Raw genomic sequence first — 18,912 nt, 5'->3', positions numbered from 1 at the left:
TAAAGGGGGGAGCAAAGAAATCAAAAAGCGAGGGGCTGTGTGATTCCCTCCCCTGGGAGGGTGTAGGGAGGGGTTTCATCGACTGGGTTAATCGCTAAATGGCGTATAAACCCCTCCCTGCCAACTTGCGATCCTAACGCACCCCTCCCAAGGGAGGGAATTTTCAATTCATGGCCTATTACTTTGCCAAGGGAGGGAATTACCTTTTTATGGGCTACTACCTTTTGAAGAGAGGATTTTAAATTCGTTTACTTAAACCACAACCTCGCCTGCTTTTCATCTACTTGCAATCCAACCTCGCGTCCTAATATTAAACTATTATTATCCGGGATATGCCCTGCCGGGAAATCAAAACATACCGGGTAATCATAGCCTTTTACAATATCCATCACTATCTGCGGCACGGTTTGGCCGAAGGGGATGTCATTATCTTTAATATCGGTAAAGCCTCCTACTACCAGGCCTGCCAGTTTTTTTAGTTTACCGGCCCTGTCCAACATTCGCAGCATTCTATCTACCGAATAAAGGTATTCGCCCACATCTTCTATAAACAGAATTTTCCCTGTATAATCTAAATCAGATACTGAACCGGCAGATGCTAACAGTAGGGATAAATTACCGCCGATTATAATGCCTGTAGCCTCGCCGGGCTTGTTAGTATCGTGTGTTGTAAATTCATAGCTTAACTCTTCGCCAAACAGGGCCCGCCTTAAAGTATCTATCGAATGTTTGGACGCATCCGGGATATTAACCGGCATTTGCCCGTGTATGGTTTGCGCACCGTAGTTGGTAAACAGGTGAGAATGCAATATTGTAATATCGCTAAAACCGATGAGCCATTTAGGGTTTTGTGCAAAGCGACTGAAATCAACTTTATCAATCATTCTCACGGTTCCGTAGCCTCCGCGAGCAGCTATGATGGCTTTAATACTGTCATCATCAATAAAGCGCTGCATATCGGCCGCCCTTAAATCATCATCGCCTGCAAATTGGTGAAACGAAGCTTCCACCGTATCGCCTAATACAACTTCTAATCCCCAGCTTTGCAACAGCGCAATGGCATCTGTCATAGGATTAGGCAGCTTTTTTGCCGGGCAAGTAATGGCAATTTTATCGCCTTTTTTAAGGTAAGGTGGGTGAGTTTGAACCATGATTTTAAAGATTGAACGATTACCTTGATAATAAGAGACAAAAAATCAGGAAATCCTTAAATCATGAGCATCATGGTTCGGGCATTTTTCCCACTTAAATCAATTATCTTTGCACACTATTTACCAAGGCGATATTTAATGTCACAACTCAACAAATATAAACGATTCACCATTACATCGGCCCTGCCTTATGCCAACGGCCCCTTACATATTGGTCACCTTGCCGGTGCATATCTTCCGGCAGATATTTTTGTGCGGTATTTAAGGCTAAAAAAGAAGGATGTAGTGTATATATGCGGCTCGGATGAGCATGGCGCGGCCATTACCATCAAAGCCAAAAAAGAAGATACTACGCCCCAAGCTATTATCGACAAATATCACAAGCAAATAAAAGAGAGTTTTGAAGAGTTCGGGATCGCTTTTGATATTTATCATCGCACCTCGTCGCCTATTCATCATGAGCTGAGCCAGGAGTTTTTCCTAAACCTGTATGAAAAAGACGAGTTTATTGAGAAGTTTTCTGATCAGTATTTTGACGAAGATTTTCAGCAGTTTTTGGCCGACCGTTATATCATTGGCACCTGCCCAAATTGCGGCAATGAAAATGCCTATGGCGACCAATGCGAGCGTTGCGGTACTTCACTCAACCCAACCGACCTGATCAACCCGATCTCAACTCTGAGCGGTAAAACTCCGGTATTGAAATCGACCAAGCATTGGTACCTGCCGTTAGATAAATACCAGCCATGGTTGGAGCAATGGATTGACGAGAAGGAAGGCAGCTGGAAAGTGAATGTTTTTGGCCAGTGTAAATCATGGCTAAAATCGGGCTTGCAACCACGCTCCATGACCCGCGACCTTGACTGGGGTATTGATGTGCCCTTAGCCGAGGCCAAAGGCAAAAAGCTTTACGTGTGGATGGATGCACCTATCGGCTACATTTCGGCCACCAAGCAATGGGCTATTGATAATAAAAAAGACTGGAAATTATACTGGAAAAAACAGGCTGATGAACAGGATGACGCTTGTTTGCTGCATTTTATCGGCAAGGATAATATCGTGTTCCACTGTATTATTTTCCCTTCTATATTGCACGCGCACGGCGAATATATTTTGCCTCAAAACGTGCCGGCTAACGAGTTTTTGAATTTAGAAGGCGATAAACTTTCAACCTCACGCAACCACGCGGTTTGGTTGCACGAATACCTGGAAGAGTTTCCGGGTAAACAGGATGAGCTACGTTATGTGCTAACATCTATTCTGCCAGAAACCAGCGACAGCGAGTTTACCTGGAAAGATTACCAGGCCCGTGTAAATAACGAGCTGGTGGCCATCCTGGGTAACTTCGTAAATAGGGTAATGATACTGATGCATAAGTTTTACGGCGGTAAAATTGAGACGGATACCGACAGGATTGAATTTACCGACGAAAGCCTGAGCACCGGTATTGGCGAATATTACGACGAGATAGAGAAGAACCTCGAAGCTTACCGCTACCGTCAGGCTTTACAGGCTGTAATGGACATGGCCCGTTTAGGTAACCGCTACCTGACCGAGAAAGAGCCTTGGAAAACCATCAAAACAGATCCTGCCGCTGCCAAAGAAGCATTGCACAACTGTTTGGTGTTGATTGGTCATTTGGCAACCGCGGCACAGGCGTTTTTACCGGCTACTGCTAAAAAGATCATTACCATGCTTAATCTGCCTAACGAGCCGATAGCTTATGATCAGGAAATGTATTTCAACAATGGTCACCAGTTAAACCCGGCAGCGCTATTATTTGAAAAGGTAGAAGACGATGTGATAGAAGCCCAGCTTAAAAAATTATCAGATAAAAAAGCCGCCGCCATTCCGCCAAAATCTGCCGATGTGCAGCCTGCAAAGGAAAACGTTAATTACGAAACCTTTGCCACCATGGATATCCGCACCGGTACCATTTTGGCTGCTGAGAAAGTTGCAAAAACTAAAAAGCTGCTGAAGCTGACTATTGATACCGGCATCGATGAGCGCACCGTAGTATCGGGCATTGCCGAATACTATGAGCCGGAAAACATCATCGGCCAAAAAGTGAGTATCCTGGTAAACCTGGAACCGAGGGAGATAAAAGGCATTGTATCGCAAGGTATGATCCTGATGGCCGAAAACAGCGAAGGCAAGCTAAGCTTTGTTGCCCCAACCGAAGATTTCCACAACGGCGCGGTAATTAGATAGATGTGCAGGTTTCAAATGTGCAGATGTGCAAATGAAGCCCGCTTTAAATTTTGAATTTTAAGGTGTGATTTTTCATTGAAAAATTGCACCTTTGCAAACTAAATAAAAGATCAGCCTTTTCGGGCTGATTTTTAAACGGTCCCGTAGTTCAACGGATAGAATAGGAGTTTCCTAAACTCTAGATATGAGTTCGATTCTCGTCGGGACCACGATAAAGCCAGTAATTTTTTATAATTACTGGCTTTTTTACGTTATGGGGAGAAGTTTGTTTAAGTTGGATTGGAGTTACTCGAACCTTGCGACTTATGTTACACACACATAATTATTAATATAAAAGACAATGACTATATCAAAAAGGACGACTTTAAGAATTATCATTGGTTGTTTGATACTTAATTGCTTTGCTGGTGTTTCAGCTAAAAGCCGGTTATTTCAGGTAGATCCTTTTGCAATATTAAAAGGATGCAAATGCATTAGATCATTGAAAGGGAAGTCTGGCGAAATGTTGGGGTATATATACGTAAAGGAAAATAATGAATATACGAATGTTGTTTTGACAACATTGTTGGTTGTTAAAGAGAACGGTCATAAATTAGATACTCTTTACAGAATTGATTCCAAAGGTTTTTTTAATTCGCGAGGAAAAGCAGAATTAAAAAATGAGGTTAAAGGGTATCATGGGTTTAAATTAGCCAAGGAACTGAAAAAGCACACAGATTTATTTTCGATAGGATTTACAGACCGTAATGGTAAGGCGTATTCAGATGATAATGATTTTCTTATTATTTGGGATTACAAAAAGAAAGCTTTTGAATATTATCCTGCACCATAATTTCTTTAAAAAAGACCAATATTCATTTTTTCAGCTCGTGCAAATCACCCATAAAAAATTGGATACTTTGGGGGGGGGGAGGGGATAAAGAACACTATAAAATAAAAGCCTGCAAGTCAAACACTTGCAGGCTTTTATTTTTCATGCAAAATGCACCTATCTTACCCCTGCTCAATCTGCTTTAAGCTGTCCATCTTTTTATAAGCTAAAAATCCTTTGATATCCTCAAAATGCTCACGGACGCGTTTATTGCCAAACTCGAATACTTTTTGCACCAGTCCGTCAAGGAAATCACGGTCGTGGGATACCAGGATCAGCGTTCCGTCAAAATCTCTAAGGGCATCTTTGATGATATCCTTGGTTTTCATATCCAAATGGTTGGTAGGCTCATCCAGGATGAGCACGTTTACAGGCTCCAGCAACAGCTTGATCATGGCCAAACGCGTTTTTTCGCCCCCTGAAAGTACTTTGACTTTTTTGGTGGTATCATCGCCGCTGAACATAAACGCGCCCAAAAGATCCTTGATCTTTACTGTGCCATCACTCAATGGGATCTGGTCGATGGTATCAAATACGGTTAAATTCTCATCTAATAACGAGGCCTGGTTTTGGGCAAAGTAGCCGATCTTGGCATTGTGACCAACTTTTAAACTTCCTTCAAAATCTATTTCGCCCATGATGGCTTTGATCATGGTTGATTTACCTTCACCATTTTTACCAACAAAAGCCACTTTTTCGCCCCGCTCAATCACCATGGCTGCGTTCTTGAACACCACATGATCACCATAGGTTTTTGTCAGGTCTTCAACCATTACCGGGTACTGACCAGAACGTGGCGATGGCGGAAATTTCAATCGCAACGCAGAGGTATCCACTTCATCGATCTCGATGACCTCAAGCTTCTCAAGCATTTTCACGCGCGACTGTACCTGCAATGTTTTTGAGTACGTACCCCTGAAGCGGTCTATAAATTCCTGGTTATCGGCAATAAAACGTTGCTGCTCCTCGTAGGCTTTCAGTTGGTGTACCCTACGCTCGGCACGCAATTGGAGATAATGTGTGTATTTGGCCTTATAATCATAGATCCGGCCTATGGTAACCTCAATGGTACGGTTGGTAATGTTATCAACAAAAGTACGGTCGTGGGAGATAACCATAACTGCCCTGGCCGAGTTAACCAGGAAATCTTCCAGCCATTGTATACTCTCAATATCCATGTGGTTAGTAGGTTCATCCAGCAAGATCAGGTCCGGTTTCTTTAACAGAATTTTGGCCAGCTCGATACGCATGCGCCAACCGCCCGAAAACTCGGAAGTTTGGCGGGTAAAGTCTTTTCGTTCAAAGCCTAAACCTTTCAATACCTTTTCAACCTCTGCGTCATAATTCACCTCTTCCTGCGAATAAACTTTCTCGCTCAGTTCCGATACCTTTTCAATCAGCTTCATGTAGTCGTCGCTGTCGTAATCGGTGCGAATGTTGAGCTGCTCATTCACTTCGTCCAGCTCCTTTTGCATCTGGTTGGCCTCATCAAAAGCTTTCATCGTTTCCTCAAAAACGGTTACGTTATCATGAGTGAGCAAATGCTGCGGCAAATATGCAATTACGGCATCCTTGGGGCCGGTTACGTTGCCGGTAGTAGGTTTTGCCGCACCTGCAATGATTTTGAGGATGGTAGACTTGCCGGCGCCATTTTTACCCATCAGGGCTATCTTATCATTCTCGTTTATTGAGAAGGTTACGTCGCTAAATAAGGTGGTTCCGCCAAATGAAACGGAGATGTTATTAACATTAATCACTGTATGGTAATATTGAATTTTGCACAAAGATAAGTGAAAGACACAGAATTACGGCAGGAGAATGAAGGGATGCGGTCAGGCTATGTTTGCGCTATATGGTCGGGACTAACTTTTCTTTACCCCTTAAACTAAATTTAATTTTTTTTGTATTTTGCCAAATGGTTTACACGCCGCAAATCGCGACCAGCCCATGCAATAGAAATAATCAGCGGTATACAACTATCTCGACATTAAAAAATTAAGCGCTTTTTGGTTTGAGCTAACGGGAGAAACGTCAAGTTTCAGTTTAGAGAGCAGGATATTTCATTCTATAAGTATCTGTGCTATAGTTTTGGCTTGCTTTTATATACCTTATAATATTTTCGCAGGGTTGTATGTTGCGGCGCTATCCTGTTTGGTAATTGCCTGCTTCTTTTTCTATCAATATTACTATTCCCGGTATCACGGTAAAAAGCATAACAATATTGTATTTGGCTTAACTGGTCTGCTTCTTTTTTCTGTTAATTATTTTGCCAATTCGGGCATCAATGGCTCTACCGATTTAATATGGCCTGCTTATTTGTTGATGCTATTCGCCATTTCGCCTTACAGGCACTATTTAACCTGGTTAGTGATCTATATAACGGCCTTCGTGATACTGCACATGGTGGAATACCAATATCCCGCTTTGGTTCAATATCCCTTTACTGCAGGAAAAGGACAGTTTATCGACAGGATTACCGCGTTTCCGTTACCGGTGATCGCCATTTATTTCATTATCAGCTTCATTAAACGTAGTTATGATAAAGAAAGGGTTATTGTTGAGTTAAGGAATAAAGAGATCTCACTACAAAAAGGCTTGCTGGAGCAAAGTAACGCGGAGAAGAACAAGTTGATGTCCATCATTTCGCATGATATGCGGGCACCGCTCATCAACATACAGGGTTACCTGGAACTGCTGAACGAAACCCAAATTGACAATACACAACGATTGGTATTAGAAAAAGATTTGCTTGCCGCCACCAATAACACCATGCAAATGCTTACCAATCTGCTCTATTGGACAAAATCGCAAATGGAGCGGCTACGGTAAACTTACAGGAGGTAAACCTTGCTTCGGTGTTAAAGAGCACGCTTGACCTGGAAAAAATGCTGGCCGTAAAAAAAGGTATAGCTTTGAATTACGATATTAATGATAAAATAACCGTATTTGCCGATACCGATATGCTGCAACTGGTAGTACGCAACCTGGTAAATAACGCCATCAAGTTCACTCCAAAAGGAGGCGATATCACAATACAGGCCCAAGGATTGGCCGGTAAGGCTAAACTAACCGTTAGCGACAATGGAAAAGGTATAACCGAAACAGAACAACATAATATTTTCCGGGTAACATCAGATCCTTCATTTGGCACCAACAATGAGAAAGGTGTTGGCCTGGGTTTATTGTTGTGTAAAGAATTTATAGAACGCCAGGGCGGTAGTATTGGCTTTGAAAGTGTCTTTGGGCAGGGTTCCAGCTTTTTTATTTTTATTCCGGCGAAGGTGGATTAATCTCTTTTCGCTCTCTTATATACACCCTCTTTTTAAATACCTAACTCCTTCATTCTTAAATAAAATCGCTGTATTTTTAAGTGACCAATTTTTATCCCACCCGGGATAGCGCTTACTGAAAGTACCACCACTTACAAACCGATAATTTTTAAGAAAATGGAACAACAACCTAACCAACCGTCACCAGAAAACATTATGAAAATCGGCACCGGCTTTTGGGCTTCAAAAATCTTGCTAACTGCTGTCAGTTTCAAGTTATTCACCACACTTGCCGAAAAGAAATCCATGACGGCCAAAAACGTCAAAGACCTTTTAGGCCTTAAATGCACCGACAGGAATGTTTATGATTTTATGGATGCCTTAACCGCGTTTGGTTTTTTAAAGCGCGAAGGTATTCTGGATACTGCCACTTACTCGAACACTATAGATACGGATACATTTTTGGATAAAAATAAGCCGTCATATATAGGAGGGATTCTTGAAATGGCAAATAACCGTTTATATACATTTTGGGGAAGCCTGGGCGATGGATTACTTACCGGATTGCCGCAAAATGAAGCGAAAAGGAGCGAAGATTTTTTTGGGTTGATATACCAGGACCCCGAAAAACTAAAAGAATTTACCGGCGCCATGAGCGGCATCCAGATGGGCAACTTTATGGCATTTGCTCAAAAGTTTGATTTCTCCCAATATAAAACACTGATTGATGTGGGCGGTTCGGCCGGGTTGCTTTCAATTATGGTTGCCAAGCATAATGAGCACATGCGCTGTACAACTTTCGATCTGCCCCCTGTTGAACCCGTTGCAAGTGCTTCTATACAGAAATTTGGGTTGGAAGACAGGGTAAATACCGCCAGTGGCGATTTCTTTAGCATGCCAATACCCAGCGCCGATGTGGTTGTAATGGGAAATATCCTGCATGACTGGGACGAGGAAAACAAAATAGCCTTAATGCGAAAAGCATATGACGCGCTCCCTGCCGGCGGAGCATTTGTAGCCATCGAGAATGTTATTGATGATGAAAGGAAACAAAACGTTTTTGGGTTGATGATGAGTTTGAACATGCTTATCGAAACCGGAACCGGGTTTGACTATACCTTTGCCGATTTTAATAAGTGGGCGAATATTGCCGGGTTTAAATCAACCATGCTTTTGCCTCTGGCAGGGCCGTCAAGCGCGGCTGTCGCTTACAAGTAATATCGCGCAGGCACGTTTTACAATTCGTAAACACGCTTCATGTTCCCTGTCCAATCTATTTAGTTAGCTTTGCTCACCATGTTTGATGTCTTCGAAAAGTACTTACGCCAATGGGTTTCTGTTTCTGACGAAGAGATGGCGTTGATCCGAGCTGCAAGTATGGAAAGAAAGTTACGTAAATGGCAATCTATCCTGCACGAAGGCGAGGTTTGGAAAATCACATGTTTTATTACAACCGGTTGTTTTCGCCTATACAGGTTTAGTGCCGATGGAACAGACCATACGCTTAGGTTCGGGGTAGAGAATTGGTGGATTAGCGATCAGGAGAGTTACAATCATGAAAAACCTTCTGAATACAATATTGAAGCCTTAACTGCCAGTACTGTTATCATCTGGACCAAGGAGAAATGGGAAGAGCTAAGAGAAACCATTCCCGCGGTAAAAATATTTAATGAGAAGCTTTTAGCGCGCGGTTACGAAACCAGTCAGCAGCGCATATTTTCATTGATCAGCAATTCGGCAGAAGAAAAATATCTCGAGTTCCAAAAAACGTATCCGAAAGTGTTTAATAGCGTTCCCCTGCATATGGTTGCCTCTTACCTGGGAATTTCACGTGAAACCTTGAGCCGTATTCGAAAAGACTTTACACGCCGCGATTAAATAAGGGACTATTCTCCCCCAAACATTCTCTTTCTGTTGCAAAAAGCGTGACAAATGTCAACGCCATTTTGCGTCATATGGCTTCTTTTCCGAAGGCCATTACCTCTCACCTTTGTTTTGTAGCCCGGTAGTTCGGGCAAATAATTCAAACATTTTTTTTAATCATGAAAACTAATATCGAATACACTGCATCAACTGTTCCTACTCAGTTCGTATCTATAAATGGTACTTCGTTCGCTTACCGTCGTTTCGGCAACAAAGCGGGCTTGCCGCTGGTGCATTTGCAGCATTTTACCGGCACCATGGAAAACTGGGACCCCATGGTATTGGACGCCCTGGCGCTGGACCGTGAGATTATCATTTTTAATAACAGGGGAGTAGCGAGCACCGGAGGAGAAACACCAGATAATATAGCGGCCATAGCTAAAGACGCGGAAGCATTTGTTGACGCGCTGGGTTTGGAAAAGATAGATCTGCTGGGTTTCTCTATGGGGGGCATGGTGGCTCAACAATTCACGCTTAACAGGCCGGAGCTCGTTAATAAACTAATTTTACTGGGTACAGCCCCGCGCGGAGGGCACGAGATTGATGATTTTACGCCTGAAGTTTGGGCCATTTTTGCCAAAGAATTTCCTTCAGAATATGAGATCTTACTGGAAACCCTGTTTTCACCAACAACAACCAGTCAGCAAGCCGCTTATAAATTTCTGAACCGCGTAAAAAATGGCAGAGTTGAAAATCGCGACAGCAAGATCAGCGAACAGGTAGCACCTGCACAGTCGGCCGCAATTAAAGGCTGGGCCAATATCAACCCTGGCGATTATACTTATTTAAAGGCCATTAAGCAGCCTGTGTTTGTGTTAACCGGCCACAATGACATTATATTCCCAACGGTCAACTCCTTTTTGCTGCAACAAAATTTACCTGACGCGCAACTGATTATTTATCCGGATTCAAACCATGGAGCACAATATCAGTTCCCCGACCTGTTTGTTAAACAACTAACTGACTTTCTTAATGGCGTAAAATAATTGCGAACATCAATTTAGCCTTTTACAAGGCCACATTCTGTTGCAATTGCTTTTGAAAGTAATAATTCTATGACCATCCCGGGGCCTTCAGATTAATTCTGAAGGCCCTTTTTTGTGGGGACGATACGACTAATGTCAACAAAGAAATTTGCCTAATATTTCATTAAAGGTTTCTGGCTTTTCCATCATCGGGGCATGCGCGCATTCGGGAATCATAACAAGTTTTGAATTGAGTAAATGGGTGTTAAATTCATTTGCGACATGAGGCGGGGTAATTTGATCGTCCTCGCCCCATATCAATAAAACAGGTACCGATATTTCAGGAAGACGCGAAAGCACATTATCTCTTTGAGCCGACCTGGCAGTTCTGACAGCGCACAGGCATTTCAACGGATCTGTAGTGATTTGCATCACCTCAGACACAAGCTCATCGGTTGCTATAGCGGGATCATAAAATGTAGTAGCCACTCTCTCTTTAATGTATGCATAATTCCCCCGTTTAAGGTAACTGCCAACCTGGGTATTTTCATAAAGTCCGGAACTGCCGGTCAATATCAATTTAGCTACGTTATCAGGGTGACGATGAGTATAAAGTATGGCAATATGCCCACCAAGTGAATTACCTACCAGGATAACATTTTTCAGGTCTGCCGATGCGATCATCGTTTCAAGAAAATTAAGGAGATGCTCCAGGTTGTTTTTAGGGTTTTCGTATATAGGCAGTTTGGGTATATAAATATCAAATCTATCTTCAAAATGCTTAACAACTCCTGTCCAGTTGCTTAGGCCTCCAAATAACCCATGGAGTAATATCATGCTTTGTTTCATCCGTTTTTTAAACAAAGCTATTCCCCCTAATAAACCTATTTTGTGATTCTGGTCACAAAAGCCGCCGGGTTATTTTAGTAAGTATAACCTTGCCCGGCTTAAGGCTTCCCGGCTGATATAGAGGTAGCGGGCAATATTGGTAAGCGAAATTTTTTGTATAATGGCAGGGCGGCGCTCCAGCAGGTACCGGTAACGTCTCGCGGGGCTTTTTAACGACAGGATATGCTCGTGCTCTGATTGCTGCTCAAGTATCTCCTGGTATAACTGCAAGTTTACATGCAGCAGGTTTATATGCAGGTCGTAAAGAGGCTGCATTTTTTTGATATTGATCTTCAAGATCACCGCGTCTTCAAGTGCCGTAATACTTACCGCAGAAGGGGCCTTTTTATTATAGCTTTCACAATTTGCCAGAAAATCATCGGGGAATCCGAATTTGATGATCTTCTCGTTACCGTCGTCATCCAGGATAGAAAATTTAAACAACCCAGAGATAACAAAGGCCGAAAAGCGTGCCACTTTCCCATACTTTAAAAACGAATCGCCTTTTTTAATATGTTTAACAACAGCCATTGAATGCAGCAACTGCCATTCCTGGTCGGTTACTATTGGGTATTTTTTCTTAAGCTGCCCATACCATTGTGGTAATTCGAGTTTCATTAAAATATGGTTTCAGTTAATATGCTAAAAAATGAACAGATACTTTGTACTGTTACATCAATTCCCATAAAAAGCCTTTTGCTTCACGCTACAAATCAAGTATAAAATAGTTATTGTTTTGTTGTTTCAGCGCCATAATTATTCTTTACGATCACTGAATATTTTGAAGTGTATGTTAAATGTCTAATTTGGCCATATACAGAAATGATTATGACAAAAGAAAAACCCGAATTTTGGGAGAAAAGCTTTGTGGAAAAGCAGGAAATGTGGGGATTTGAACCATCAAAGTCTGCTGTATTGACAAAAGACTTTTTTGTTGAAAAATCTGTAAAAAACATACTCATTCCCGGCATTGGTTATGGCCGGAATGCAAAGATCTTCAGAGAGAACGGCATTAACGTAACCGGAATTGAAATATCAAAAACAGCCATTGAAATGGCCAGAAAGCATTATGGAACTGATATGGCTATCTATCATGGCTCCGTAACCGATATGCCATTTGATCAAAATCAATACGATGGGATATTTTGTTATGCTTTAATTCATTTACTTGACAGCGACGAACGAAAGAAACTGATAGCCGACTGCTATGATCAGTTAACTGATAATGGCTACATGGTTTTCACGGCGATATCAAAGGAAGCCCCAACCTATGGACAAGGAAAACTGATCAGCGATGATCGTTACGAGATTTTTGAAGGAGTCAGGATGTTCTTTTACGACCGGGAATCAATCGCTGCTGAATTCGGTAACGCCGGTTTGTTTGAGATTGCGGAGGTGACTGAAAACTTCCCCTTCTTTTTAATTAAATGCAGAAAAGCTGAATAAAGCATTTAAATTAGGCTAACACAAAAAAATGTCAGCATATCCAAAAGTTAAAGATGAAGAGTTAGTAGGCACTTATCCGGCAATATCCAAATCAGGAGGAGGTTATGTTTGGGACGAAGTATTAGAATATCGGGTTTGGTGCCACCCCCATGATGGCGCGCCCGATCTTGAAGACGGCGATGATTATTATTACGTTTTTGATAACCACGAAGAAGCACTTGAATTTTCGCAAACAAACCCGGGATGCGAAGAACCAGTGGCTCTTATTTTGCAGGAAGAGTATATAGATGAGCCCCAACCAGGGCAATACATACATATTAAAGAACAAAGAATTACAGAGTGGCCGGTTGAGTTTTTAAGTCGTCCAAAAAGAAATCCTAATACCATCCCTGCTTTTTTATCTCCCAATGCTCCAGTTAATAGATTAGAAATCTTGCGTGGGTTAACGTCTTGAGTTGTTTCTAAATTATGTCAACAAACAAGCCTCTGGACTACCATCCAGAGGCTTGTTCCAATCAATCCAGAATATCAAATACCCAATTCGGTGGTTACAAAAACCTCGCGGTTTTCCAGCAACGGAACGATCTGTCCTACAACAATACTTTGAAAATGTACTGATCCGCGATGATCTGCAACAGCCGCTTCATCTTTATAACTTTCAGACAATAACAGTGTATTGGCATCGGTAGTGCTTTGGTTGATTTTATAAAACAGGTTGCCTTCTTCTGCCCGGCTTTGCTTGGCAACGTCGGCGAGTAGGTCGAGCACTGTGTTTAACTTGCCTTCTTTAACTTGCCATTTGGCAAAAACATTAATGGTTTGCTGGTTCATTTCTTTATGTTTTAAAGTACTCCTTTATCGAAAATAAAAGAAGCGGGCTACATTATGCTTCTAAAATTTTAATTACACTTTCGGCTACACCTTTTGCCGATGCCGGGTTTTGGCCGGTAACCAAACGGCCGTCGGTAACTACATAGGCCTGCCATGGGGCGGCAGCACTGTAATTAGCGCCACGCTGTTTCAGGGCGTCCTCCAATTCAAACGGAACATCTTCTTTGGCGTAGTTTTCTTCTTCGGCTTTACTGAAACCGGTTACATTTTTACCGTCAATCAGGTAGCTCCCATCGTTCAGTTTTACATTGATCAACGCCACCGGGCCGTGACAAACGGCGCTTACTACACCACCTTTTTCGTACATATCCGATAAAATGTTTTGCACGGTAATATTCTCAGGCATATCTACCACTGGAGCTAAACCGCCGGGAACAAATACCGCGTCATAACCGATTATTGATACCTCGTCTATTTTTTTTGTATTTCTCATAGCATCGGCACCTTCTCCGTTCAGGAAAGCAACGTTCAGTTCATCGTCCAGTTCAACCATATCTATAGGGGCTTCGCCGCCATTAACGCTGTATACATCAATATCGTAGCCCTGTTTTTTAAAAGTTTGGTAAGGATTGGCAACTTCGGTAAGTAAATTCCCGGTAGCACGGTTGTGTGGACCAATTACACTTGCACTTGATACTACAAATAAGATTCTCTTTTTCATGGCTTTAAACTTTAAGTTGTTAATAATGGATGTTTGTTTTGTTGTTTGATTTACATAACAAATGTCCAAAATCGGGGAGCCCCGATACAAGGAAGCAAGTCACAGAAAAAGTGTGATCCGGATCACACTTTTGAAAGACCCACTCTTAAAGAAACAACTCAACAACTTGCCTTATAGACAATTAAAGACCAAACCGAATCATACCAAATGCTATTAAACTTTACTATTGGAATACAGCCTGCTCAAAGTTTCGCGGCTAACGCCAAGGTATTCGGCTATGTATTTTTTAGGGATCTTTTGCATCAGGTGTGGATAAAGCAAACCGAATTCCTCATACCGTTGCTGCGGCGAGCTGGAAAGTAATGATATGATCCTTCGTTGCAGCGCTACATAACCATTTGTAAGCTTTGCCCTGAAAAAGTGTTCCATTTTGTGCGATTCGGCGGAGAGGGTTTCACGGCCGTGCAGGGTGAGGCAGAGCACCTCAGCATCTTCCATACATACGATATTTAGGGTGGCTTTTTTATCTTTAAAATAAGCCTGATAATCTGCCATCCACCAGTTTTCGCCGGCAAATTGTACAATGTATTCTTTGCCGTCGTTATCCAGGTAAAACATCCTGAAAACGCCCGATAGGATCAGGTATTCAAATGTAACGGTATCGCCCTCCTGGGTAAGGTATTGATGCTTCTTTACTCTTTTATAAGTAAAAAAAGGTTTTACAAATTCAAACTCCTCATCACTGATCGCGATTATTGCTTCGATATGCTTGCGGAGTTTATCCATTAGTGAGGTAGTTCTGTAAATATTGCCTATGATGTATCTCTGCCGATACAAAGGATTTAAATATAGGCAAATTCAGGCATTTGGCCACATTGGCACCCGCAATTACAGAACACGCAAGTTGGTTGGCTTAGTCCTTTGTTTTGCTTAGCCTTCTTCGAAACCTGGAGGCCAGGGATTCCAGGTCGCGTTTTTGAATATCCTCAGGCTTATTAAATTGAGATAAAACAAGAGTTCTGGAAAGTTGAATGGAGCCGTTAGTGGTTCTAACCAGAACATCATCCCCACGTTCGGTATGGTTCTTATAATTCCCGATTTGGGCGTTAACGCCGGCAAGACGCATCAATAATTCAACTATAGCATAGAGCGGCAGTTTGCTTTGCGACATATATTACCAATGTTGTTTAATACTAAGTTAAGTATATTTTAACAATTAGTAAATAGCGGGGCTCGTCGCGCTATAATTTAACATAAAATTTATATGGCTCCGAAAAATGGAAAGTCCTTGTTGTTATTCTTTATAATCAGCAAAATAAAAGATGTTGCCATTGTTATCCACAACAGCAAATTGCCGCAAACCCCAGGGCATCATTTGCAACGGGCCGTTTGGATGGATCAGGCCCAATTGCTGATATTCCTCATAAAGCTGCTCAATATCGGTCACATAAACATAACAGCCCATATTACGGCAAGCTTCCTTATCATCGCAAGGGAATAAGTGCACATTAATACCATCCCGGGTAAATATTAAATATCCGTTATGACTATCACTAAAGGTAAAACCTAATTTGCTGGTATAAAAAGCAATTGTTTTAGCTTCATCCAGCGAGGCCAATATGGGTGTGGAACGTTTAAACATTGTTGCAGATTTTGAATTGCACAGCCCAATTTACAACTCTCACAGCAATCAACCAATGATCTCTATATGATGTTTCCTGTACCCCAGCGGACTTTTACCTGTAGATAGCTTAAATATTTTATGGAATGATGCCACATCGCTAAACCCCGAATCAAAACTGATTTGCGTTGCGTTTTTATCTGTTGAGATCAACTGCTGCATGGCATATTGCAGCCGGTAGTAGGTAATGGCTTCGGTTAGTGTTTTTCCGGTTGTTTTTTTATAAAATTTGCAGAACGCGTTTTTGGTCATGCTGCCTACCTCGGCTACTTCATCAAGGCTTATCTTACTCCTGAAATTATCAATGATAAAACTTTGCACAAGTTTTAACCGCTGATGCTCTATCCCCTGCGGATTGTAAATCACCGGCTCGGCATTTAAGTACCGGTACGATGCATGACCGGTTAAACTATCAAGAATATTTAGCAACAGGATAAGTTTTTTAAACGGATCATCCACCTTAACGAGCGCCAACATCAGATCAATAATTGCCGCCGTGGCTTCGCCGCTAAAGTGGATGCCGTGAAAACTTTTATTGAGCAACTGCACAACCTTCCAGGCCGATTGGTTCTCAAAGAAATTAGCCCCTAAAAAATCAATATTGAACTGGATCACTACCGATTTAGCGTTGATCTCCTCGTTATGCAAAGTCGTTTTCCAGCAATGCGGCACATTGCTGCCAATCAGCACCAGGTCGCCCTGCTGGTAGGCCGACATGTTATTGCCTACAAACCGATTGCCCTCGCCTTTGAGAATAGCCGTTAACTCATATTCAGGATGAAAATGATAGGGCGACTCAAACTCGTGCTGCTCAAATAGCCTGGCCAAAAACGTGTTTTTGTCATGACTGTTTAGAGCTTCTAAAGTGGGCTTGATCATCAGTGCCGGATAATTTTGATATACAAAGTAACCAAATTATCCTATTTGTGTTGATGTGCACTGATATATTCAGCGCTTTTGGACCTGTCGATGAACAACTTTAACGAGTCAATTTCCGCGGCTTTGTATGGTTTAAAGTCGCCACTGTAAAGGTCATGCTGCCATAGTTTTTGCTCCGGATCGCCAGGGCGGTGGCCCCAGGGCAAATTAGTTTGCGTTTTGCCGTTAACCAGTCCCCACAGGTTACATCCTACCTTATACTTGTAAAACACCGGTACAATTTCGCTCACGGTAGATTTCCATGGCCGGTTCATCCACTCGGTATTGATCATCGGGCGATTGTATTGCTTAAGCTCTTCTATGGTTTTAGTAACGTGTTGCTTATCGCCATAGTCATGAAAAGTGATCAGGTCTACATTGTCAGTAATGATCTTGTTCAATCTTGGATTTTGATCAAAAATGCCGATAGTAAGTGGCTGCGAAGGGTTTACCGCCCTTGCCCAAATGATAGTTTTTTTAAGCAGCGGGAAAGTAGCTGTGCCTAAGCCACCGTTTGTAGGTTCGTTATATAAATCCCACATTAAAATACGTTTGTCGTTTTTAAACCTTGTGATTACGTCCGTTACATATTTTTTGAGCTTGGGATGTGTGACAGAGTCAACTACCATGCTATGCCCCGGGCTTGGCGACCAGTCCCAGGCGTACCAGCCCTTCAATGGCTCAGGCTGTTTTCCTGTTTTAGGATCGTTGGTAATACCGAATGAACAATCATCAAACAAAGCCGGGATAAATTTGATATGATGCTTATCACATATCGCCATAAATTTATCTAAAGTGTTTATGAAATATTTAGGATCATCGGCGTATACGGCATATTGCAGCACGGCCCTTAACGAGTTCATACCCGATTTTTCGGCCAGTGCCAGTTCCTTATCAATGGCGACCTCGTTAAACGTTGTTTTATCCCACATGGCGGTATAATTGATGGCATAAGCCGGGATATAATTAAAGCCGCAATACCATGGCTGCTGATTATACCAGTCCCAGATCCGGGCTTCCGGCCAGCGTTTATCCTGGCTTTGCGAAAAGCAGTTTGAAATACTAACGATTAATATTATCAGTAAAAAAATCTTTCTTATCATTTTAAAAACGGTGATCAGGTTTATCAGTAAGCTAAAGGGTTTAAGTGTGATTGGGCTGCGTCGCCGGGGTTTAAGCCGCCAAGCCAACGATGCCGGTCGTTTTCCTGGTGTTTGTTTTGCGGCTCGGTTACGTGTGCGCCATCTGCATAATAAATAATGGTCATCACTTCGCGGGTGGTATCTGCCGAGCTGTTTCCCGGCGCATTATGCAATGTCCAGCCGTAATGCCAGGTAGCATCGCCGGCCTGCATGGTTTCGGCGCGGGTAATAGGATAGTTCTTCTCCCTGATGTGTTTTTGCAACGATGTTTCAGATTCATCCGAGATCGGAATATTTTCTGCAAAGCCATCCAGGTGCGATCCTGAGGCGAAAGTGAGCATGCCCAGCTCAACATCAATATCCATCAGCGGCATCCACATGGTAACCGTTTTATTGGTATCCAGCGGCCAGTAGTATTGGTCCTGGTGCCATGGTGTAAAGCCACCGCCCGCCTCTTTAAACAAAGCCTGGTCATGATAAATGCGCACATGATCAACGCCTAAAAGGTCGGCCGCTATTTTAGCAAAGCGTTTGGCGAGGGTAAACTCCTTCACATTATCATCAACTTCCCAAAGGTTCATGATCTGCAAAAAGGCCTTGCCATAAGTATCCCTGTCTTGCATGGCCCGGGTTTCGGTATTATAGCGGTTTACAGCCTTGTTAATCACGTCGCGGTAATGGGCTACCTCATCGGCCTGTAATATGTTTTTGATAAGCACATGCCCCTGCTGCCTGAAATCATTAATGAGCTCCGCATCCACATTAATAGTGCCGTTAAGCATCGGTTTTTCTGTCTGGATCATGGGAATAAATTAGGTTATAATTGGTTAGCATAACTGATACCAAGAATCAGCATGACAAAAAAAGCGGATTTAATGCGGTAGGGATATGTTTA

At 42.4% G+C, this 18,912-nt stretch carries 21 protein-coding genes and 1 tRNA gene; 10 read left to right on the top strand and 12 right to left on the bottom strand.

Annotation, left to right across the window (positions count from 1 at the left end):
* Window positions 1–248: 248 nt before the first annotated feature.
* Complete coding sequence (locus EAH55_RS03415) at window positions 249–1,151, bottom strand: S66 peptidase family protein (protein ID WP_121808485.1); 903 nt, start codon at window positions 1,149–1,151, stop codon at window positions 249–251.
* 138 nt (window positions 1,152–1,289) lie between these two features.
* Here EAH55_RS03415 and metG point away from each other — a divergent pair, with 138 nt between their 5' ends.
* From metG to EAH55_RS03400, 3 genes are all read left to right on the top strand, one after another.
* Window positions 1,290–3,362, top strand: a complete 2,073-nt coding sequence (metG, locus tag EAH55_RS03410) for a methionine--tRNA ligase (protein ID WP_121808484.1) — start codon at window positions 1,290–1,292, stop codon at window positions 3,360–3,362.
* Window positions 3,363–3,499: 137 nt separating this feature from the next.
* Window positions 3,500–3,571: transfer RNA gene (locus tag EAH55_RS03405), tRNA-Arg, on the top strand.
* Window positions 3,572–3,702: 131 nt separating this feature from the next.
* Entirely contained in the window at window positions 3,703–4,194 is a 492-nt protein-coding gene (locus tag EAH55_RS03400; protein ID WP_162996736.1) for a hypothetical protein, read from the top strand.
* 161 nt (window positions 4,195–4,355) lie between these two features.
* On the opposite strand, the gene EAH55_RS03395 is transcribed toward EAH55_RS03400, so the two are convergent.
* A complete protein-coding gene (locus EAH55_RS03395; RefSeq protein ID WP_121808482.1) occupies window positions 4,356–5,990 on the bottom strand; it encodes an ABC-F family ATP-binding cassette domain-containing protein in 1,635 nt (544 codons plus the stop codon).
* Window positions 5,991–6,384: 394 nt separating this feature from the next.
* Here EAH55_RS03395 and EAH55_RS31235 point away from each other — a divergent pair, with 394 nt between their 5' ends.
* The 5 genes from EAH55_RS31235 to EAH55_RS03375 all read left to right on the top strand — a co-directional run bounded on the left by EAH55_RS31235 (window position 6,385) and on the right by EAH55_RS03375 (window position 10,411).
* Window positions 6,385–7,062 (top strand): ATP-binding protein, encoded by a 678-nt coding sequence (locus EAH55_RS31235; RefSeq protein ID WP_244228088.1) that lies wholly within the window; start codon window positions 6,385–6,387, stop codon window positions 7,060–7,062.
* Window positions 7,029–7,523, top strand: a complete 495-nt coding sequence (locus EAH55_RS31230) for a sensor histidine kinase (protein WP_244228087.1) — start codon at window positions 7,029–7,031, stop codon at window positions 7,521–7,523. Before EAH55_RS31235 ends, EAH55_RS31230 begins: the two co-directional genes overlap by 34 nt.
* A gap of 156 nt (window positions 7,524–7,679) precedes the next feature.
* A complete protein-coding gene (locus EAH55_RS03385) occupies window positions 7,680–8,720 on the top strand; it encodes a methyltransferase (protein ID WP_121808481.1) in 1,041 nt (346 codons plus the stop codon).
* A 159-nt stretch (window positions 8,721–8,879) separates the two neighbouring features.
* Window positions 8,880–9,380 carry a Crp/Fnr family transcriptional regulator gene (locus tag EAH55_RS03380; RefSeq protein WP_208644781.1) on the top strand — a complete coding sequence of 167 codons (501 nt, stop codon included), beginning with the start codon at window positions 8,880–8,882 and terminating at the stop codon, window positions 9,378–9,380.
* A gap of 164 nt (window positions 9,381–9,544) precedes the next feature.
* Window positions 9,545–10,411, top strand: a complete 867-nt coding sequence (locus EAH55_RS03375) for an alpha/beta fold hydrolase (RefSeq protein ID WP_121808479.1) — start codon at window positions 9,545–9,547, stop codon at window positions 10,409–10,411.
* Between the two features lie 135 nt (window positions 10,412–10,546).
* Here the strand turns inward: EAH55_RS03375 and EAH55_RS03370 are convergent, their stop codons facing one another.
* Together EAH55_RS03370 and EAH55_RS03365 are read right to left on the bottom strand one after the other, a co-directional pair.
* Window positions 10,547–11,227 (bottom strand): alpha/beta fold hydrolase, encoded by a 681-nt coding sequence (locus EAH55_RS03370; RefSeq protein WP_121809022.1) that lies wholly within the window; start codon window positions 11,225–11,227, stop codon window positions 10,547–10,549.
* Window positions 11,228–11,308: 81 nt separating this feature from the next.
* Window positions 11,309–11,896 (bottom strand): Crp/Fnr family transcriptional regulator, encoded by a 588-nt coding sequence (locus EAH55_RS03365; protein WP_112574604.1) that lies wholly within the window; start codon window positions 11,894–11,896, stop codon window positions 11,309–11,311.
* 210 nt (window positions 11,897–12,106) lie between these two features.
* Between EAH55_RS03365 and EAH55_RS03360 the strand changes: the two genes are divergently transcribed.
* Window positions 12,107–12,724 carry a class I SAM-dependent methyltransferase gene (locus EAH55_RS03360; protein WP_208644780.1) on the top strand — a complete coding sequence of 206 codons (618 nt, stop codon included), beginning with the start codon at window positions 12,107–12,109 and terminating at the stop codon, window positions 12,722–12,724.
* A gap of 28 nt (window positions 12,725–12,752) precedes the next feature.
* Complete coding sequence (locus tag EAH55_RS03355) at window positions 12,753–13,178, top strand: GCN5 family acetyltransferase (RefSeq protein WP_121808477.1); 426 nt, start codon at window positions 12,753–12,755, stop codon at window positions 13,176–13,178.
* A 74-nt stretch (window positions 13,179–13,252) separates the two neighbouring features.
* Here EAH55_RS03355 and EAH55_RS03350 read toward each other — a convergent pair whose 3' ends face one another.
* The 8 genes from EAH55_RS03350 to EAH55_RS03315 all read right to left on the bottom strand — a co-directional run bounded on the left by EAH55_RS03350 (window position 13,253) and on the right by EAH55_RS03315 (window position 18,820).
* The gene (locus tag EAH55_RS03350; RefSeq protein WP_121808476.1) at window positions 13,253–13,555 is read right to left on the bottom strand and encodes a putative quinol monooxygenase; all 303 of its coding nucleotides are present in this window, start codon (window positions 13,553–13,555) and stop codon (window positions 13,253–13,255) included.
* 52 nt (window positions 13,556–13,607) lie between these two features.
* Complete coding sequence (locus tag EAH55_RS03345; RefSeq protein ID WP_121808475.1) at window positions 13,608–14,276, bottom strand: type 1 glutamine amidotransferase domain-containing protein; 669 nt, start codon at window positions 14,274–14,276, stop codon at window positions 13,608–13,610.
* 213 nt (window positions 14,277–14,489) lie between these two features.
* Complete coding sequence (locus tag EAH55_RS03340; RefSeq protein ID WP_121808474.1) at window positions 14,490–15,062, bottom strand: Crp/Fnr family transcriptional regulator; 573 nt, start codon at window positions 15,060–15,062, stop codon at window positions 14,490–14,492.
* Window positions 15,063–15,189: 127 nt separating this feature from the next.
* A complete protein-coding gene (locus EAH55_RS03335; protein ID WP_121808473.1) occupies window positions 15,190–15,447 on the bottom strand; it encodes a hypothetical protein in 258 nt (85 codons plus the stop codon).
* 123 nt (window positions 15,448–15,570) lie between these two features.
* Window positions 15,571–15,918, bottom strand: coding sequence for a bleomycin resistance protein (locus EAH55_RS03330; protein ID WP_121808472.1), 348 nt, complete (start codon window positions 15,916–15,918; stop codon window positions 15,571–15,573).
* Window positions 15,919–15,966: 48 nt separating this feature from the next.
* Window positions 15,967–16,836 carry an AraC family transcriptional regulator gene (locus EAH55_RS03325; RefSeq protein ID WP_121808471.1) on the bottom strand — a complete coding sequence of 290 codons (870 nt, stop codon included), beginning with the start codon at window positions 16,834–16,836 and terminating at the stop codon, window positions 15,967–15,969.
* Window positions 16,837–16,877: 41 nt separating this feature from the next.
* On the bottom strand, window positions 16,878–17,978 hold the full coding sequence (locus tag EAH55_RS03320; protein ID WP_121808470.1) for a glycoside hydrolase family 2 TIM barrel-domain containing protein: 1,101 nt from the start codon (window positions 17,976–17,978) through the stop codon (window positions 16,878–16,880).
* A gap of 23 nt (window positions 17,979–18,001) precedes the next feature.
* Window positions 18,002–18,820 (bottom strand): phytanoyl-CoA dioxygenase family protein, encoded by an 819-nt coding sequence (locus EAH55_RS03315; protein WP_121808469.1) that lies wholly within the window; start codon window positions 18,818–18,820, stop codon window positions 18,002–18,004.
* Window positions 18,821–18,912: the final 92 nt, after the last annotated feature.

The organism is Mucilaginibacter kameinonensis (assembly GCF_003675385.1).
Lineage (GTDB): Bacteria > Bacteroidota > Bacteroidia > Sphingobacteriales > Sphingobacteriaceae > Mucilaginibacter > Mucilaginibacter kameinonensis.
The sequence above is the reverse complement of the archived record's forward strand: the minus strand, read 5'-3'. Positions and strand labels throughout refer to the sequence as shown.

What these genes read in the sequence shown, in the direction of transcription:
- EAH55_RS03345 (WP_121808475.1), bottom strand. Translation starts at nt 14,276, where the DNA reads ATGAAAAAGAGAATCTTATTTGTAGTATCAAGTGCAAGTGTAATTGGT.
- EAH55_RS03370 (WP_121809022.1), bottom strand. Translation starts at nt 11,227, where the DNA reads ATGATATTACTCCATGGGTTATTTGGAGGCCTAAGCAACTGGACAGGA.
- EAH55_RS03355 (WP_121808477.1), top strand. Translation starts at nt 12,753, where the DNA reads ATGTCAGCATATCCAAAAGTTAAAGATGAAGAGTTAGTAGGCACTTAT.
- EAH55_RS03365 (WP_112574604.1), bottom strand. Translation starts at nt 11,896, where the DNA reads ATGAAACTCGAATTACCACAATGGTATGGGCAGCTTAAGAAAAAATAC.
- EAH55_RS03360 (WP_208644780.1), top strand. Translation starts at nt 12,107, where the DNA reads ATGACAAAAGAAAAACCCGAATTTTGGGAGAAAAGCTTTGTGGAAAAG.
- EAH55_RS03400 (WP_162996736.1), top strand. Translation starts at nt 3,703, where the DNA reads ATGACTATATCAAAAAGGACGACTTTAAGAATTATCATTGGTTGTTTG.
- metG (WP_121808484.1), top strand. Translation starts at nt 1,290, where the DNA reads ATGTCACAACTCAACAAATATAAACGATTCACCATTACATCGGCCCTG.
- EAH55_RS03315 (WP_121808469.1), bottom strand. Translation starts at nt 18,820, where the DNA reads ATGATCCAGACAGAAAAACCGATGCTTAACGGCACTATTAATGTGGAT.
- EAH55_RS03325 (WP_121808471.1), bottom strand. Translation starts at nt 16,836, where the DNA reads ATGATCAAGCCCACTTTAGAAGCTCTAAACAGTCATGACAAAAACACG.
- EAH55_RS03320 (WP_121808470.1), bottom strand. Translation starts at nt 17,978, where the DNA reads ATGATAAGAAAGATTTTTTTACTGATAATATTAATCGTTAGTATTTCA.
- EAH55_RS03415 (WP_121808485.1), bottom strand. Translation starts at nt 1,151, where the DNA reads ATGGTTCAAACTCACCCACCTTACCTTAAAAAAGGCGATAAAATTGCC.
- EAH55_RS03340 (WP_121808474.1), bottom strand. Translation starts at nt 15,062, where the DNA reads ATGGATAAACTCCGCAAGCATATCGAAGCAATAATCGCGATCAGTGAT.
- EAH55_RS03330 (WP_121808472.1), bottom strand. Translation starts at nt 15,918, where the DNA reads ATGTTTAAACGTTCCACACCCATATTGGCCTCGCTGGATGAAGCTAAA.
- EAH55_RS03335 (WP_121808473.1), bottom strand. Translation starts at nt 15,447, where the DNA reads ATGTCGCAAAGCAAACTGCCGCTCTATGCTATAGTTGAATTATTGATG.
- EAH55_RS03385 (WP_121808481.1), top strand. Translation starts at nt 7,680, where the DNA reads ATGGAACAACAACCTAACCAACCGTCACCAGAAAACATTATGAAAATC.
- EAH55_RS03375 (WP_121808479.1), top strand. Translation starts at nt 9,545, where the DNA reads ATGAAAACTAATATCGAATACACTGCATCAACTGTTCCTACTCAGTTC.
- EAH55_RS03350 (WP_121808476.1), bottom strand. Translation starts at nt 13,555, where the DNA reads ATGAACCAGCAAACCATTAATGTTTTTGCCAAATGGCAAGTTAAAGAA.
- EAH55_RS03380 (WP_208644781.1), top strand. Translation starts at nt 8,880, where the DNA reads ATGGAAAGAAAGTTACGTAAATGGCAATCTATCCTGCACGAAGGCGAG.